The following is a 14,799-nucleotide window of genomic DNA, read 5'->3' on the forward strand; positions in this document are numbered from 1 at the left end:
CTGCGGGGATCACCCCGGCACACACCCACCCCCGTCCCAACCGGCCGGTTCGGCTTCGCCGCGCAAATTCAGCCTCGCCGGCGTTTGAGGCGCGGGGTCTGGGGCGGAGCCCCGGTGTTTCAGCCCCTCCGGCGTTTGAGGAGCGGGTCCGGGCGGAGCCCGGCGGGGTGCGGGGCGGAGCCCCGGTCTTTGTGCCGCACCGTCCAGCTGCGCCGCGCCGCTCCAGCCTCCGCCCACCATCCGGCCCCGCCGCACAATTCAGCCTCGCCGGCGTTTGAGGCGCGGGGTCCGGGGCGGAGCCCCGATCTTTGAGGTGCACCGTCCAGCTCTGCCGCGCCCCTCAGCCCCTGCCGCGCAAGTTCAGCCCCTCCGGCGTTTGAGGAGCGGGTCCGGGCGGAGGTCGCGCAGCGGGGCGGTGGGATCCCCAGGCGGGAGCCGACGGGTCAGGCCGTCGTGAGGCGGGTGGGTTGGAGGCCGGTCAAGAGGAGGGTGAGGGCTTCGTCGAGGGTGGAGCCGAGGTACCAGTCGCCGGTGTGGTCGATGCCGTAGACGCGGCCTTCGCGGTCGAGGGCGAGGTGGGAGCCGCCGTCGGCCTCGACGCCGAGGGGGCAGAGCTGGGTGGACAGGGCCCGGCCGAGGTCGGCGAAGGTGCGGGCGAGGTGGAGGCCCGTGAGCGGGTCGAGCCGGATCGGGGTGGGGGCGATCTGGCGGCCGGGTCCGGGGGCGCTGACGGTGAGCCCGCCGAATTCGGCCCAGGCCTCGACGGCGGCGGGGAAGACGGTGTGCCGGTGTCCGGCGGGGGTGGTGTGGTCCCGGAGCGCGTCGGCCCAGTACTCGGCCTGCTTGATGTCCCAGCGGCCGGGTTCCCAGCCGGCCGTGCGCAGGGCGGAGTCCACGGCGACCGGGAAGCGGGTGGCCGAGGAGCGGTCGTAGGAGGCGGAGGTGGGGGTCATGGCTACTCGGCTGGGGTGAGGTCGACGGGGCGTACGCCGAAGTGGGCGAGGAGGGCGTCGCAGGAGCGGCAGGGCGGTGCGTAGCTGCCGTGGAGCGGGTCGCCGTCCTCGCGGATGCGGCGCGCGGTGATCTTGGAGTGCTTGAGGGAGCGGCGGGCCTCGCTCGCGGAGAGCGGTTTGCGGGAGGCGCGCCGGGAGCGGGCCGCCTCGACGGCGGCGAGGTGGCGGGAGAGCAGTATCGCCTCGGGGCACCGGCCGGTGAAACGTTCGCGCTGGCCGCTCGTGAGGGTGTCGAGGAAGTCCTGGACGAGGGGGTGGAGCACGGGGGGCTGGTCGGCCTTGCCGGCGGTTCCGGTGAGGGTTTCGCCGCGTACGGAGAGGGCGGCGGCGACGGTGGGGAGGATGCCGTCGCGGCGGAAGCGCAGGACGGGTGCGACGGGGCGGCCGTCGGTGCTGCTCCAGCGCAGGCGGGGGTCGCCGGCGGGGCCGTTCGCCTCGCCGGCCGGGCCCGCGGCAGCCGGTGTGCCCGGTGCTTCCGGGGCGGTGTCGCCCGGTTCTGTGCGTGTTGCCGTGTGGTGCATGGTCGCGCTTTCCCTCCCGTGGCGGCGGTGGTGACCGCTGTCGCGCACGCCCCCGTGCTGCGGGGACAGCCTGTCAAATGTCACCTGTCATGCGGAAGCGGGGTCGAATATTCGTATCAATTCGGATGTTCCTGGCCCCGCGGTGGGTGTGCCGGTCGCGCGCGGGTGAGGCTCTTGCCCCAGCGCATAGGCTGTGGTGAACCAGCCAGATCCAGCAGGGGGCTACCGCCATGACGACAGGTCGGCTCGGGCAGCAGGCCGCGCCACCCAACGCCGCTTACTCGGGGCAGGTCGTGCATTTCCCGGACCCGGTCCGGGCCGCTCGGCATCCCCACGGGGTGCGGATGGACGGCAACGGCCATCCGGACTTCTCCGCGTACGCGCGTGCGGCCGTGGAGATCGCCGAGCCCCCGGAGGGGTTCGGCGTCGACGAGTTGCGGCTGACGGACTACGTGTCCGCGAACGCGGCGATGAAGGCCGCCGGGCACGAGTTGTGGGACACGGTCGGGCCGGTGGCGACCCCGCACGGCTGGACCTGGCACCACGTGGCGGGTTCGCGGCGCATGGAGCTGGTCCCGGTCGAGGTGAAGGCCCTGCTGCGGCACCACGCGGGGCTGGCGACCGCTCCGGTGGACCACGAGAAGCGCGGGACGCGCCCGTTGCAGGAGCTGCGCCCGGTGCACATGGGGCTGCCGAAGTCGGTGGTCTCGGTGTCCGAGGAGCTGGTGCAGGGGGTCGAGGAGGACCTCGGCTACCGGCTGCCGGAGGCGTACCGCTCGTTCCTGAAGGCCGCGGGCGGCTGCGCTCCGGTGGGCGCCGGCCTGGACGTGGACCTGGGTCTGCTGGTGGACCAGCCGTTCTTCACGGTGCGTGAGGAGGCGGCGGTCAACGACCTGGTGTACGTCAACAAGTGCCTGCGGGACCACCTGACGAAGGACTACCTGTGCCTGGCCTTCGCGCAGGGCGGGCTGCTCGCCCTGAAGGTGAAGGGCGAGGCCATCGGCTCGGTGTGGTTCTCCCCGTACGACGACGCGCGCGACCAGGACGGCTGGTCGGTACAGGAGCGCGTGGAGCGGCTGTTGCTGCCGTGCGGTGCTGATTTCGACGCCTTTCTGGAGCGGCTGGCGGGCAACCCGCCGGAGCTGGAGACGGTGGCCGGTCTGATGGTGGACGGCGGATTCGCACGCTCGGTTCCCGTGGCGGGACCGGTTCCGTCGGTGCGTCCCGGTTCGGATGAGGGGTGACGGCGCGATGGTGACCTTTGCGCAGGCGCAGGAGCGCGCCGAGGAGTGGATCAACGGGGACGTGCCCGCGTACCAGCACCGTGAGGTGCGCGTACGGGAGTTCGGGCTCGGGTTCGTGGTGTGGGCGGAGGACCGTGCGGCGGGCCCGGTGTCCGGGGGCGGCCGGCAGCGGCTGGTCATCGCGCGGGACAGCGGGGAGGTGACGCTGTGGCCGGGGCTGCCGGTGGGTGAGGTGATCCGCCGGTACGAGGAGGAGTACGGGGCGGTCGCCGCCTCGGCCGCTTCGGAGGCTTCGGTTCCGCCGCCGCGGATCGACTCGGAGCAGACCTCGTTCATGCTGAGTCCGCCGGAGTGGCTGCAGGAGGCCGCGGACCGGGCGGGGATTCCGCCCGCGCCTGCGCCCGCGCCTGCGTCGGCGCCTGCCTCGGCTTCCGTTGCCGATGAGCCGGCCGCCGCGGCTCCCGCCGCGCCTTCGGCGCCGGTGGAAGCGGTGCCGCTGCGGCGCGGGGGCGAGATCCCGTACGAGCCGACGGCCAACGACGGCGTCCCGGCGGCCGACCCGGCCCCGCCCGCGGTGCCGACCGGTGCCACGCCGTGGGCGGGCACCGACGTGAACTCCGGTACGGACGACGCGTCCGTACCGCTGCCCGCGACCGTGTTCGCGCCGCCGCTGTCCGGGTCGGACCTGGAGGACCGGCCGTCCTCCGGTGTGGCCCCGGAGGCCAAGACCACGCTCATGCCGGGTGGCAGCCAGCTGCCGCGGACGGCTGTGGTGCCCGCGCTGGGTTCGCCTGCCGCCGACATCGCCGACGCGCCGACGAGCAAGGCACAGGTCTCCCGGCCGGGCGGGCCCGCGGGCCAGCAGTCGACGCCGCCGGGTCCGCCCGGTGCGCCCGGTGCCCATCACGCCGCGACGATGCTCGCGGGTCCCGGCGTACCGCAGCCTCCCGGGCCTCCCGGGCCGCCCAGTCCGCCCGGTGCCCCCGGTGCTCCGGGTGCTCCCGGTGCTCCGGGTGCGGGTCAGCCGCCCGCGCCCCCCGGTCCGCCCGGGGCTCCCGGGTCGCTCGGCCGCGGGCTGGACCATGCCGCGACGATGCTGGCCGGCCCCGCCGTGACCGGTCAGCCGCCCGCGCCGCCCGGCCCGCCCGGTGCCCCGGGCGCCGGCGCGCCGCAGCCTCCCGGCCCGCCCGGCCCGCCCGGGGCTCCCGGGTCGCTCGGCCGCGGGCTGGACCACGCCGCGACGATGCTGGCCGGTCCGGCCGTGACGGGCCGGCCTCCGGCGCCTCCCGGTCCGCCCGGGGCACCTGGTGCGCCCGGTGCGCCCGGTGTCCCCGGTGGCGGGGCCCATCACGCCGCGACGATGCTCGCGGGTCCCGGCGTACCGCAACCGCCCGGTCCGCCCGGGGCTCCCGGCGCTCCCGGCGCTCCCGGTGCGCCCGGTGCGCCCGGCGGCGGGCTCGACCACGCCGCGACGATGCTGGCCGGTCCCGGCGTACCGCAGCCTCCCGGCCCGCCCGGTCCGCCGCCGGGCGGACCCGTGGCGCAGCCCCCGGTCCAGGTCCCGACCGGTGCGCCCACGGTCGGCCCCGGCTACCAGGCCGTGCTGCGATACCGCGCGCCCGACGGCTCCGAGCAGCAGCTCATCCGCCGCTCGGCGCCCGGCACCCCGCACCCGGAGTGGCAGATCCTGCACGAGCTGCGCGCCATGAACGTGCCGCCGCAGCAGGTGCTGGAACTGCACACCGAACTGGAGTCCTGTGAGCTGCCCGGCGGTTACTGCGCGCGGATGATCCGGGAGACCTGGCCGCAGGTGCGGATCACCAGCGTGGCCCCGTACGGGAAGGACCACGCGGGCCGGCAGGCCGGCATGCGGCACCTGCTCACCCATCAGGGCGAGCTGCACCAGGTGGCGGACGGTCCGGCGCGCCCCGCGCCGGTGCGGGCGCCCCTGCCGCAGGTCCCGCTGCAGCCGGCGATCCCGCTGGAGGCGATCGCGCAGGAACTGACGGGGGCGTTCGGCCCGCAGGGCGTGTTCCGCTTCGACCAGCGGGCGGTGTCCCGTCAGGGTGTGCCGGAGATCGTGGCGCAGACGCTGATGTGGTCGGGTCTGCCGGTCGACTTCGGGCCGTTCTTCTGGGCGCAGGCGGTGCCGGGTCAGCCGGTGCCGACGCTCGCCGAGATGGCCGCGCAGCGGCAGGTGCAGCCGGCTTCGGACGCGGGCTCGTACCTCGTGGTCGGCAGCGACTTCGGCAAGGCGCTCTGCGTGCAGTACGGCACCGCGCACATCGTGGCGGTGCCGGTGGAGGGCGGTCCGGGGGGTGCTCCGGTGCCGCCGCAGTTCGTGAACTCGAGCCTGCCGCAGTTCGTGCGTTCGCTGGCGATGCTGGGTCACATGTGGCGACTGCGCCAGCATCTGACGCCGGAACAGGCCGGCCGGTGGACCGTCGATTTCCAGGCGAATCTGGCCGGGCTCGACAGTGCGGCGCTGGCGTCGCCGGAGAGCTGGTGGTCGGTGCTGCTGGAGCAGATGTGGGACGGACTGCTCTGAGGTCGCCCTGATCGGATGACCGGTGGAATGGCCGGGTCGGGACCCTCGGAGGGGGTCTCGGCCCGGCCATTCGGGCTTCTGGGATCAAATGGCGCATCCTTGACGGGAATCCCCGCGAGAGAGGCGCATCCAGGATGAGTGCACCCATTGCGACCGTGCGCGGTCGCGGCTACCGCATGGAAGAGGTCGACCGGTATCTCGCCCGGCTCTCCGGGAGCCGCGACGACGCCTGGGAGCGGGTGGCACGGCTGACGGTCCTGGCCAAGCAGATGGAGGCGGAGGCGGCGCGGCTGCGGGAGGCGGTGGCCGGGCTCGCCCCGCAGACGTACGACGAACTGGGCGAGCGGGCCCGGCGGATCCTGCTGCTGGCGCAGGAGGAGGCGGACGCCGTACGGATGGACGCGCGGGCGGACGCGTACGCGACGCTGGGCGCGGCCGAGGCGCGCGCCGACCGGGCGGCGGAGCTGGCGCGGGGCGACGCGGAGGCGGTGCGCGAGCAGACGGAGGTCCGGGTCCGGCAGGGGCTGCTGCGGGCGCAGCGGGAGGCGGACGACGTACGGGCGCAGGCCCGGGAGGACGCGGCGGCGTGGCGGTCCGAGGCGGCGGCCGCGCTGGCGGAGACGCGGCGGCGGGCGGACGCGGAGCTGGCGGAGCGCGAGCAGGAGCAGACGGAGCGCTGGGAGACGGCGGAGCGGGGCCTGGCGGCGGGGGAGGCGGAGCTGGAGGCGCGCCACGCCGAGCTGGAGCGATACGCGCAGGCCCGCCTGGCGGAGGCCCGGCGCGGGTTCGCGGAGGCGGAGGAGTCGGCGCGGCACGGCCAGGAGGACGCGGAGGCGCGGGCCGCGGAGCTGGTGGCGGCGGCGCGGATGCGGGAGGAGCGGGTGGGGCGGGAGACGGACCGCATCCTGCGGGAGCACGCGGAGGCGCAGGAGGAGATGCGGGCCCACATGAACCACGTCCGCTCCAGCCTCGCCGCCTTGACGGGCCGCGCCCCTGCGGAGGGCTGACGCCCGTTGGCCGGCGCGGCGCCGTTGCCGGGGGCCAGCCCCCGAACCCCCGCTCCTCAAACGCCGGCGGGGCTGAACTATTCAGCCCCTCCGGCGTTTGAGGAGCGGGGTCTGGGGCGGAGCCCCAGGGAACGGTGGAAGGGCGGGGCGGGGGGAACGCTCCGCGCAGCGGCGCCGTTGCCGGGGCCGGCCCCGGACCCGCGCCTCAAACGCCGGCGGGGCTGAAAGATCGCCTCAAACGCCGGCGGGGCTGGAAGTGGCGGGGCCGGAACTGGAAGTGGCGGGGCTGGGTGCGGCCAGCTCGGTGAGGAAGTCCTCGATCAGCGGGGCGATCTGCGGGAGGTGGGTTTCGAGGGCGAAGTGGCCCGCTCCCTCGAAGACGTGGACGGCGGCGTCCGGGGCGTCCCGGAGGTAGGCCTTGGCGCCCGCCGGGGTGAAGAAGGGGTCGCCCGCGCCCCAGACGACCAGCACCGGCACCCCCGCGCTCCGCAGCCACACCTGCCAGGCGGGGTAGTGCGCGAAGTTCGAGGCGTAGTCGAAGGCGAGGTCGGCCTGGGCGTCGGCGCGCCCCGGCAGGCCGAGGTGGTGCACGTCGAGGGTCAGGCTGTCGGGGGAGATCAGGCCGGTGTCGGCGACGCCGGTCTCGTACTGGAAGCGGGTGCCCTCCAGGGTGAACAGGCCGCGGATCCGCTCCTCGTTGCCGGGGACCTCGCGCCGGAGCCCGGCGAACTCGCGGGCCGCGTCGGAGAGGCCCTCCTCGTACGCGTTGCCGTTCTGGACGATCAGGCCGGTCACCCGCTCCGGGCGGCGCGCGGCGAGCCGCAGTCCGACGGGGGCGCCGAAGTCGAAGACGTACAGGGCGTAGCGGTCGAGCGTGAGGGCGTCGGTGAAGCCCTCCACGACGTCGGCGAGCCGGTCGAAGGTGTACGTGAATCCGGCCGGGGCCTCGGTCCGGCCGAAGCCGGGGTAGTCGGGGGCGATCAGGCGGTAGGGGGTGTCGCCGAGGGCGTCCATGAGGCGGGCGAACTGGTGCGAGGCGGTGGGGAAGCCGTGCAGGAGCAGCAGGACGGGGCCGTCGGCGGGGCCGCTCTCGCGGTAGGCGACGCGGACTCCGTCCACGTCGACGGTGCGGTGCTGGATGGTGGGGATGGTGCGACGAGCGGTCATCACATGCCTCCTGCGGCTTCGGTTCCATTAGTCTTGCTGGTGATCACTAATGGGTCAAGTGGTTGCAGTAGCATTAGTTGGGTGACAGTGACCTTCCCGCTCACCGGTGAGCCCCTCGCGCTGGACCTCCTCAACACCCGTACCGCGGAAGGCGACCTCGTCGCCGACCCGGCGGGACTCGCGGCCTGGCTGGACGCGCAGGCCGCGCGGCTGACCCCGGTCGGCGCGGTGGGCGCGGCCGAGGTGGCCGCCGTACGGGCCGTGCGGGAGGCCGCGCGCCCGGCGCTCGACGCGGCCCGGCGCGGGGAGCGGCCCCCGGCCGGGGCGCTGGCCGCGCTGAACGGGGCGCTGGCCGCGGCGCCGTCCCACCGGGTGCTGGCCTGGACGCCGGAGCACGGCGCCATCGCCCCCGCGCACCGCTCGGCCGATCCGGCCCCGCGGCTCGCCGCCGAACTGGCCGAGGCGGTCGCGGAACTCCTGACGGATCCCCGGGTGGGGCAGGTCCGTGAGTGCGAGGCGCACGACTGCGTGCTGCTCTTCCTGCCGGCCCACTCCCGCCGCCGCTGGTGCGTCGCCTCGGTGTGCGGCAACCGCGCCCGGGTCGCCCGCTACTACGCCCGCCACAAGGGACAGCCGGAGGAGTGACGGGCCCAGCCGGTTGCCGCGCCGCTTGGGCGGGGTTGGCGGGGGTCGGCGGGGGCCCGTTGTGCGGGTTGGCTGCGCCGCTCGGGCGGGTACGGGGGGCCGGTTGGGCCGGGGCCGAGCGGGCGGGGTTGGCGGGGGGCCGGGTGGGCCGGGGGCGGGCGCGCGCCGGGGCGTCTCCTCGGGCGCCGAACGTGACGAGGGGTCGGAGAGTCTGGCGGAAGTGCGTTCGGCGCCCTGCGGGGATCGCCCCGACACACACCCGACCCCGGCCCAACCGGCCCGGCTGCCCCCGTTCCTTCAGCCTCGCCGGCGTTTGAGGCGCGGGGTCCGGGGCGGAGCCCCGATCTCGGGCGGAGCCCCGGCAGCGGCGCCGCACCGGGAAGCGGCGGCATCCCCAGGCGGGCGCCGAACCGCGCGGATCACCCCGACACGCACTGATCCGACAGAGCCGCTCTAGCCGGCCGGTCGCTGCGGGGCCGGGGGCTCGTACAGGCAGGGGTCGCTGCGCAGGCCCCGGGCCGTGACCGTCACCGCGAACGGGGCGGTCGTGCCCTGCGGGAGCGGGGCGCTCAGGGTGCCCGTCGCGGGGTCGAGGAAGGCCGGGGCGGCGGCGCCGTCCATGCTCACCCGGGCCGGGGTTCCGGCCAGGTAGGCCCCGGCCGGGGCGCCCGTCAGGGCCCACATCTCGGCGGGCAGCCGGGGGAGCCCGGCGCCCACGTCCGCGAGGAAGAACAGCACCACGTACAGCATCGTGACCGCGCTGAGCGCGACGTACTGGAGGTCGACGAGGTCCGTGCGCCCGCTGTCGTTGGCGATCAGATCCCGCAGCGGCCGCCGCCCCGACCGCGTCGGCTTCGGGGCCGGCTTGGCCAGCGTGCCGTTCTCCACGCGCAGGCCGACGACCGTCTTCGCCGCGATCAGCGCCACGTACGGGCCGCCGAGCAGCGGCAGGTACACCGTGGTCAGCTGGGACAAGGGGCCGTCGGCGGCCCGGAAGTAGACGACGCCGCCGCCCGCGGTGAGCCCGTACGCGAGGATCGCGAGCAGCAGCCAGACGAGGATCACCGTCCAGGCCAGGGCGAGCGCCGTGGAGGTGGAGAGCCGGCCGTCGCGGCCGGTGACGAACGCCGGGCTCCTGCGCAGCCGCGGGCCGATCGGACCGGCCGGCGCGGCCAGTAACAGCAGTGCGCACAGTGCGGATGCCATGTCGTCCCCCCGGATGACGGTGCTGCGTACGAGGGTCTTCCGCTGGCCCGCCCCTGACAAGTCTGGCCGGCAGCCCGGCCGTTGCCCCGCTACTCCTCGCGCAGCTCCGGCAGGACCGGGAACCTGCGCGGTGCCACGAACAGCAGGACCAGCAGCGCGGCCACGGCGGCCGCGCTCGCACCGAGGAAGATGTGCTCCACGGCGGCGGCGACGGCCTCGCGCAGGTAGTCGGCGGCGGCCGCCGGGAGCAGCCCCGGCCGCTCCAGCGCCTTCGCGACGTCGTCGAGGTGGTCCGGGAGCCCCGGTACGGGCGCGCCGGCCAGGCGGGCGGCGATGGTGGCGTTGGCCACGGCGGCGAGCAGGGCGGCGCCCACGCTCTGGCCGACCTGCCGGCAGAAGAGCACCGAGGCCGTGGTGGTCCCGCGCTCGGCCCAGCCCACCGTGGACTGGACCCCGACGATCAGCGGGAGCTGGAAGAGGCCGAGGGCACCGCCCAGCAGCAGCATGATCAGCGCGGGCTGCCAGGGCCGGGCGGGGTGCGGCAGCAGGGTGAAGGAGAACAGGATCACCGCGGCGAGGCCGATCCCGACGGCCGCGGTGTTCCGGAAGCCGATGCGCCGGTACACGTGCTGGCTGAGGGCGGCGCTGATGGGCCAGCTCAGGGTCATCACCGACATCACCAGCCCGGCGCTGACGGGCCCGAGGCCGAGCACGGACTGCGCGTACGTCGGCATGAACACCATCGGGGCGACCATCAGCAGCCCGAGCGCGGCCAGGGCCAGGTTGACCGCGGCGATGGTGCGCCGTCGCCAGACCCAGCCCGGCAGGATCGGTTCCTCGGCCCGGCGTTCCACCACGACCACCACCGCGGCCAGCACCGTGCTCGCACCGAGCAGCCCCAGCGAGGGCGCGGACAGCCACGGCCAGGCGACCCCGCCCTGGACGAGCGCGAAGAGCAGCAGCCCGCCGCAGGCGAAGACGGCCAGGGCGCCCGCCCAGTCGACGGGGCCCCGGCGCCCGGGGGACCGTACGGGCTCCACCAGGTGACGGGTGACCATCCACAGGGCTAGGGCGGCCAGCGGCAGGTTGAGCAGGAAGATCCAGCGCCAGTGCGCGTACGAGGCGAGGAGCCCGCCGAGCGCCGGGCCGGCCACCGCCGAGGTGGCCCAGACGCTGGACATCCGGGCCTGGATCCTCGGGCGTTCCCTCAGCGGGTACAGGTCGGCGGCCAGGGTCTGGACCGTGCCCTGGAGGGCGCCGCCGCCCAGGCCCTGGACGATCCGGAAGGCGATGAGGGCGGCCATGTTCCAGGCGAGGGCGCACAGCAGCGAGCCGACGAGGAAGAGGCCGATGCCGAAGAGGAGGACGGGCTTGCGGCCGAAGGTGTCGGACAGCTTCCCGTAGACGGGCAGGGTGACGGTGACGGCCAGCAGATAGCCGGAGAAGAGCCAGGAGAAGACGGAGAAGCCGCCGAGGTCGCCGACGATCTGCGGGACGGCGGTGGCGACGATGGTGCTGTCGAGGGCGACGAGGGCCATGCCGAGCATCAGCGAGGCGACCACGGGGGTCGGCGGCCCGCCGCCGGCCTTCCGGGCACCCCCGGCGCCGGCCCCGGCCGCGTCCCCGCCGGCCGCACCGGCCGCACCGGCCGCACCGGCCGCACCGGCCGCACCGGCCGCACCGGCCGCACCGGCCGCACCGGCCGCACCGGCCGCACCGCACCTTCTCACCGCCCCCGCGCCCCGCGGTATCCCCCAGGCCCTCTCCCCCGAAGGGTGGACATCCCCTAGGGGTCCCTCCGCACAACGGGCCAGGGGCGGTTCCTCCCGTCGGAGGAGGTGAGGGCCCCCGGCGTCTCCTTGACTGGAACATACGGACCGGGAGGTGGGGGGTGGGGATAACCCCCGGGTGGATACGGAGATGGGCACCAGCGTGCCAGGACCCCCACCCGCCGCAGACTTCATGACGACGACGCACGCGGACGCACGCGGCCCGCAGACGCACACAGGCGCACGCAGACGCACGCGGACGCACCCAGGCGAAAAGGGAGAAAGACCGTGACAACGGCTATGACCGAAACCAGGCACGGGGGTACTGGAGGGCATGAAGCCGTCGCGGCCCGGGCGCGGAAGCTCGTCAAGGCGTACGGCTCGGGGGAGACGCGCGTCGTCGCCCTCGACGACGTGGACGTGGACATCATGCGCGGCCAGTTCACCGCGATCATGGGCCCCTCCGGCTCCGGCAAGTCCACGCTGATGCACTGCCTCGCCGGTCTCGACACGGTGACCAGCGGGCAGATCCACCTGGACGACACCGAGATCACGGGGCTGAAGGACAAGAAGCTCACGCAGCTGCGCCGGGACCGGATCGGCTTCATCTTCCAGGCCTTCAACCTGCTGCCCACGCTCAACGCCCTGGAGAACATCACGCTCCCCATGGACATCGCGGGCCGCAAGCCCGACGCGGAGTGGCTGAACCGGGTCGTGGAGACCGTCGGCCTCGCCGGCCGGCTCAAGCACCGCCCGACCGAGCTCTCCGGCGGCCAGCAGCAGCGCGTGGCGGTCGCCCGCGCCCTCGCCGCCCGCCCGCAGATCATCTTCGGTGACGAGCCGACCGGAAACCTGGACTCCCGCGCCGGCGCGGAGGTCCTCGGCTTCCTGCGCCGTTCGGTGGACGAGCTGGGCCAGACCATCGTCATGGTCACCCACGACCCGGTAGCCGCCTCCTACGCGGACCGCGTCATCTTCCTGGCCGACGGCCGGATCGTCGACGAGATGTACGGGCCCACCGCCGACCAGGTGCTGGACCGCATGAAGGACTTCGACGCGCGCGGGCGGACGTCATGAGCAACACCGTCCTGAAGACCTCGCGGCGCAACTTCGTCGCGCACAAGGGGCGCATGGCGCTCTCCGCCGTCGCGGTCCTGCTCTCCGTCGCCTTCGTCTGCGGCACCCTGGTGTTCACCGACACCATGAACACCACCTTCGACAAGCTGTTCGCCGTCACCAACTCCAACGTGACCGTCAGCCCGAAGGAGGCCAAGGCCGGGGAGGAGACCCCCGACCGCGGCAAGCCCGAGATGCTCGCCGGCTCGGCCGTCGAGCAGATCAAGAAGGCCGAGGGCGTCAAGAGCGCCGAGGGCGGCGTCGTCTCGATGTCGGTCACCGTGGTCAACTCCAAGAACGAGAACATGGGCTCGACCACCGGTGCCCCGACCATCGCGGGCAACTGGAGCGACAACGAGCTCAAGTCCATGAAGATCACCTCGGGCCAGGCGCCACGCGGCCCCACCGAGGTCATGGTCGACGCCGACACCGCGAAGAAGCACGGCCTCGGGCTCGGTGACGAGCTGCGCACCATCGCCATCACCGGCGACATCCGCGCCAGGATCACCGGTATCGCCACCTTCACCGTGACCAACCCGGGTGCGGCCGTCGTCTACTTCGACACGGCCACGTCGCAGCAGGCCCTGCTCGGCTCCGCCGGCTCCTTCACGCACGTCAACGTCACGGCCAAGGACGGCGTGAGCGACGAGCAGCTCAAGCAGAACATCGCCGCCGCCGTCGGCGCGGACACGTACAAACTGCAGACCGCCAAGGAAGCCGCGGACGCCAACCGCAAGGACGTCGGCTCCTTCCTGAACGTCATGAAGTACGTGATGCTCGGCTTCGCCGGCATCGCCTTCCTCGTCGGCATCTTCCTGATCTTCAACACCTTCTCCATGCTGGTCGCCCAGCGCACCCGCGAGATCGGCCTGATGCGCGCCATCGGCGCCGACAGCGGACAGGTCCTCAAGTCCGTCGTCGTCGAGGCCTTCCTGCTCGGCGTCGTCGGCTCGGTCCTCGGTGTCGGCGCGGGCGTGGGCCTGGCCGTCGGCCTGATGAAGCTCATGGGCCAGATGGGCATGCACCTGTCCACCGACGACCTGACGGTCGCCTGGACCACGCCGGTCGTCGGCATCGTCCTCGGTGTCCTCGTCACCGTCGTCTCCGCCTTCGTCCCGGCCCGCCGGGCCGGCAAGGTCTCCCCGATGGCCGCGCTGCGGGAGTCCGGCACCCCGGGCGACAAGAAGGCCGGCCGCATCCGCGCCGCCCTCGGCCTGGTCCTCACCGGCATCGGCGCCGCGGGGCTCTTCCTCGCCGCGGCCGCCGAGAAGGCCGGCCCCGGATCGATGTGGCTGGGCCTGGGCGTCGTCTTCAGCCTCATCGGCTTCATCGTGATCGGCCCGCTGCTCGCCGCGGGCGTCGTACGGGTGCTCTCCGGCGTGGTGCTGCGGCCCTTCGGGTCGGTGGGCCGGCTCGCCGAGCGCAACGCCCTGCGCAACCCGCGCCGCACCGGCGCCACCGCCGCCGCGCTGATGATCGGCCTCGCGCTGGTCGCCTGCCTGTCGGTGGTCGGCTCCTCGATGGTGGCCTCCGCCACCGACGAGCTCGACAAGTCCGTCGGCGCGGACTACATCATCAACTCCGAGACCGGGCAGCCCATGCTGCCGCAGGCCGAGCAGACCTTGCGCGCCACCGCGGGCCTGGACCACGTCACCGCCTACCGCGAGGTGCCGGCCAAGGTCACCGCCCCGGACGGCGCCACCGAAGAGGTGGGCCTCGGCGCCACCGACCCGACGTACGCCAAGGACATCCGGCGCAAGATGGTCGCCGGCGAGCACGCGGCGGCGTACGGCAAGGACTCCATGTCGGTGGGCTCGGAGTACGCCACCCAGCACGGCATCAAGCTCGGCGACGAGCTGACGGTCGCCTTCACCGGCGGCAACGCCGTCAAGCTGAAGGTCGCGGCGATCACCAGCGACGGCGGCAACATCGACAAGACCATGAAGTACATCAGCACCGAGGTCGCCCGGGCGAACGTCCCGGCCGACCGGCTGCCGCTGCCCTTCATGCTGCTGGCCAGCGCGAAGGACGGGCAGTCCGACGCCGCCGCGTACAAGGCGGTCAAGGCGGCGATGGCGGAGTACCCGCAGTACACGGTGCGCAACCAGGCCGACTACAAGCAGGCCCTGAAGGACCAGGTCGGCCAGCTGCTCAACATGGTCTACGGGCTCCTCGGCCTCGCCATCATCGTCGCGGTCCTGGGCGTCGTGAACACCCTGGCCCTGTCGGTGGTCGAGCGGACCCGCGAGATCGGCCTGATGCGCGCCATCGGCCTCTCCCGCCGCCAGCTGCGCCGCATGATCCGCCTGGAGTCGGTGGTCATCGCCCTCTTCGGCGCCCTGCTCGGCCTCGGGCTGGGCATGGGCTGGGGCGCCAGCGCCCAGAAGCTGCTGGCGCTCCAGGGCCTGAAGGTCCTGGAGATCCCGTGGCCGACGATCATCGGGGTGTTCGTCGCCTCGGCCTTCGTGGGCCTGTTCGCCGCACTGGTCCCGGCCTTCCGGGCAGGGCGGATGAACGTCCTGAACGCGATCGCGAGCGAGTAACCGCTGCGCGGTCGTACGGG

At 74.2% G+C, this 14,799-nt stretch carries 11 protein-coding genes; 6 read left to right on the top strand and 5 right to left on the bottom strand.

Annotated elements, in window-relative coordinates; translation table 11 throughout:
- Nucleotides 1-443: 443 nt before the first annotated feature.
- The gene (locus tag IF88_RS0124410; RefSeq protein ID WP_030716361.1) at nt 444-953 is read right to left on the bottom strand and encodes an SUKH-3 domain-containing protein; all 510 of its coding nucleotides are present in this window, start codon (nt 951-953) and stop codon (nt 444-446) included.
- Nucleotides 954-955: 2 nt separating this feature from the next.
- On the bottom strand, nt 956-1,534 hold the full coding sequence (locus tag IF88_RS0124415) for a YwqJ-related putative deaminase (RefSeq protein ID WP_030716366.1): 579 nt from the start codon (nt 1,532-1,534) through the stop codon (nt 956-958).
- 230 nt (nt 1,535-1,764) lie between these two features.
- Here IF88_RS0124415 and IF88_RS0124420 point away from each other — a divergent pair, with 230 nt between their 5' ends.
- The 3 genes from IF88_RS0124420 to IF88_RS0124430 all read left to right on the top strand — a co-directional run bounded on the left by IF88_RS0124420 (nt 1,765) and on the right by IF88_RS0124430 (nt 6,333).
- Nucleotides 1,765-2,778 (top strand): SMI1/KNR4 family protein, encoded by a 1,014-nt coding sequence (locus tag IF88_RS0124420; protein ID WP_078893102.1) that lies wholly within the window; start codon nt 1,765-1,767, stop codon nt 2,776-2,778.
- A 7-nt stretch (nt 2,779-2,785) separates the two neighbouring features.
- Nucleotides 2,786-5,326: an SUKH-4 family immunity protein gene (locus IF88_RS0124425; protein ID WP_030716381.1), complete on the top strand. Its 2,541-nt coding sequence runs from the start codon at nt 2,786-2,788 to the stop codon at nt 5,324-5,326.
- Nucleotides 5,327-5,460: 134 nt separating this feature from the next.
- Nucleotides 5,461-6,333: a DivIVA domain-containing protein gene (locus IF88_RS0124430; protein WP_030716382.1), complete on the top strand. Its 873-nt coding sequence runs from the start codon at nt 5,461-5,463 to the stop codon at nt 6,331-6,333.
- A 234-nt stretch (nt 6,334-6,567) separates the two neighbouring features.
- Here IF88_RS0124430 and IF88_RS0124435 read toward each other — a convergent pair whose 3' ends face one another.
- Entirely contained in the window at nt 6,568-7,500 is a 933-nt protein-coding gene (locus tag IF88_RS0124435) for an alpha/beta fold hydrolase (protein ID WP_051837490.1), read from the bottom strand.
- Between the two features lie 81 nt (nt 7,501-7,581).
- On the opposite strand from IF88_RS0124435, the gene IF88_RS0124440 reads away from it, so the two are divergent.
- Nucleotides 7,582-8,145 carry a CGNR zinc finger domain-containing protein gene (locus IF88_RS0124440; protein WP_030716385.1) on the top strand — a complete coding sequence of 188 codons (564 nt, stop codon included), beginning with the start codon at nt 7,582-7,584 and terminating at the stop codon, nt 8,143-8,145.
- A gap of 453 nt (nt 8,146-8,598) precedes the next feature.
- On the opposite strand, the gene IF88_RS0124445 is transcribed toward IF88_RS0124440, so the two are convergent.
- Both IF88_RS0124445 and IF88_RS0124450 read right to left on the bottom strand, forming a co-directional pair.
- A complete protein-coding gene (locus IF88_RS0124445; RefSeq protein WP_234323684.1) occupies nt 8,599-9,351 on the bottom strand; it encodes a hypothetical protein in 753 nt (250 codons plus the stop codon).
- An 89-nt stretch (nt 9,352-9,440) separates the two neighbouring features.
- Entirely contained in the window at nt 9,441-10,898 is a 1,458-nt protein-coding gene (locus IF88_RS0124450) for an MFS transporter (protein ID WP_037806883.1), read from the bottom strand.
- Nucleotides 10,899-11,420: 522 nt separating this feature from the next.
- Here IF88_RS0124450 and IF88_RS0124455 point away from each other — a divergent pair.
- Both IF88_RS0124455 and IF88_RS0124460 read left to right on the top strand, forming a co-directional pair.
- Nucleotides 11,421-12,197: an ABC transporter ATP-binding protein gene (locus tag IF88_RS0124455; RefSeq protein WP_376620465.1), complete on the top strand. Its 777-nt coding sequence runs from the start codon at nt 11,421-11,423 to the stop codon at nt 12,195-12,197.
- Nucleotides 12,194-14,779, top strand: a complete 2,586-nt coding sequence (locus IF88_RS0124460) for an ABC transporter permease (RefSeq protein WP_030716395.1) — start codon at nt 12,194-12,196, stop codon at nt 14,777-14,779. Before IF88_RS0124455 ends, IF88_RS0124460 begins: the two co-directional genes overlap by 4 nt.
- The last annotated feature ends 20 nt before the right edge of the window (nt 14,780-14,799 follow it).

This window comes from Streptomyces sp. NRRL F-2580, assembly GCF_000720115.1.
In the GTDB taxonomy this organism is placed as follows: Bacteria; Actinomycetota; Actinomycetes; order Streptomycetales; family Streptomycetaceae; genus Streptomyces.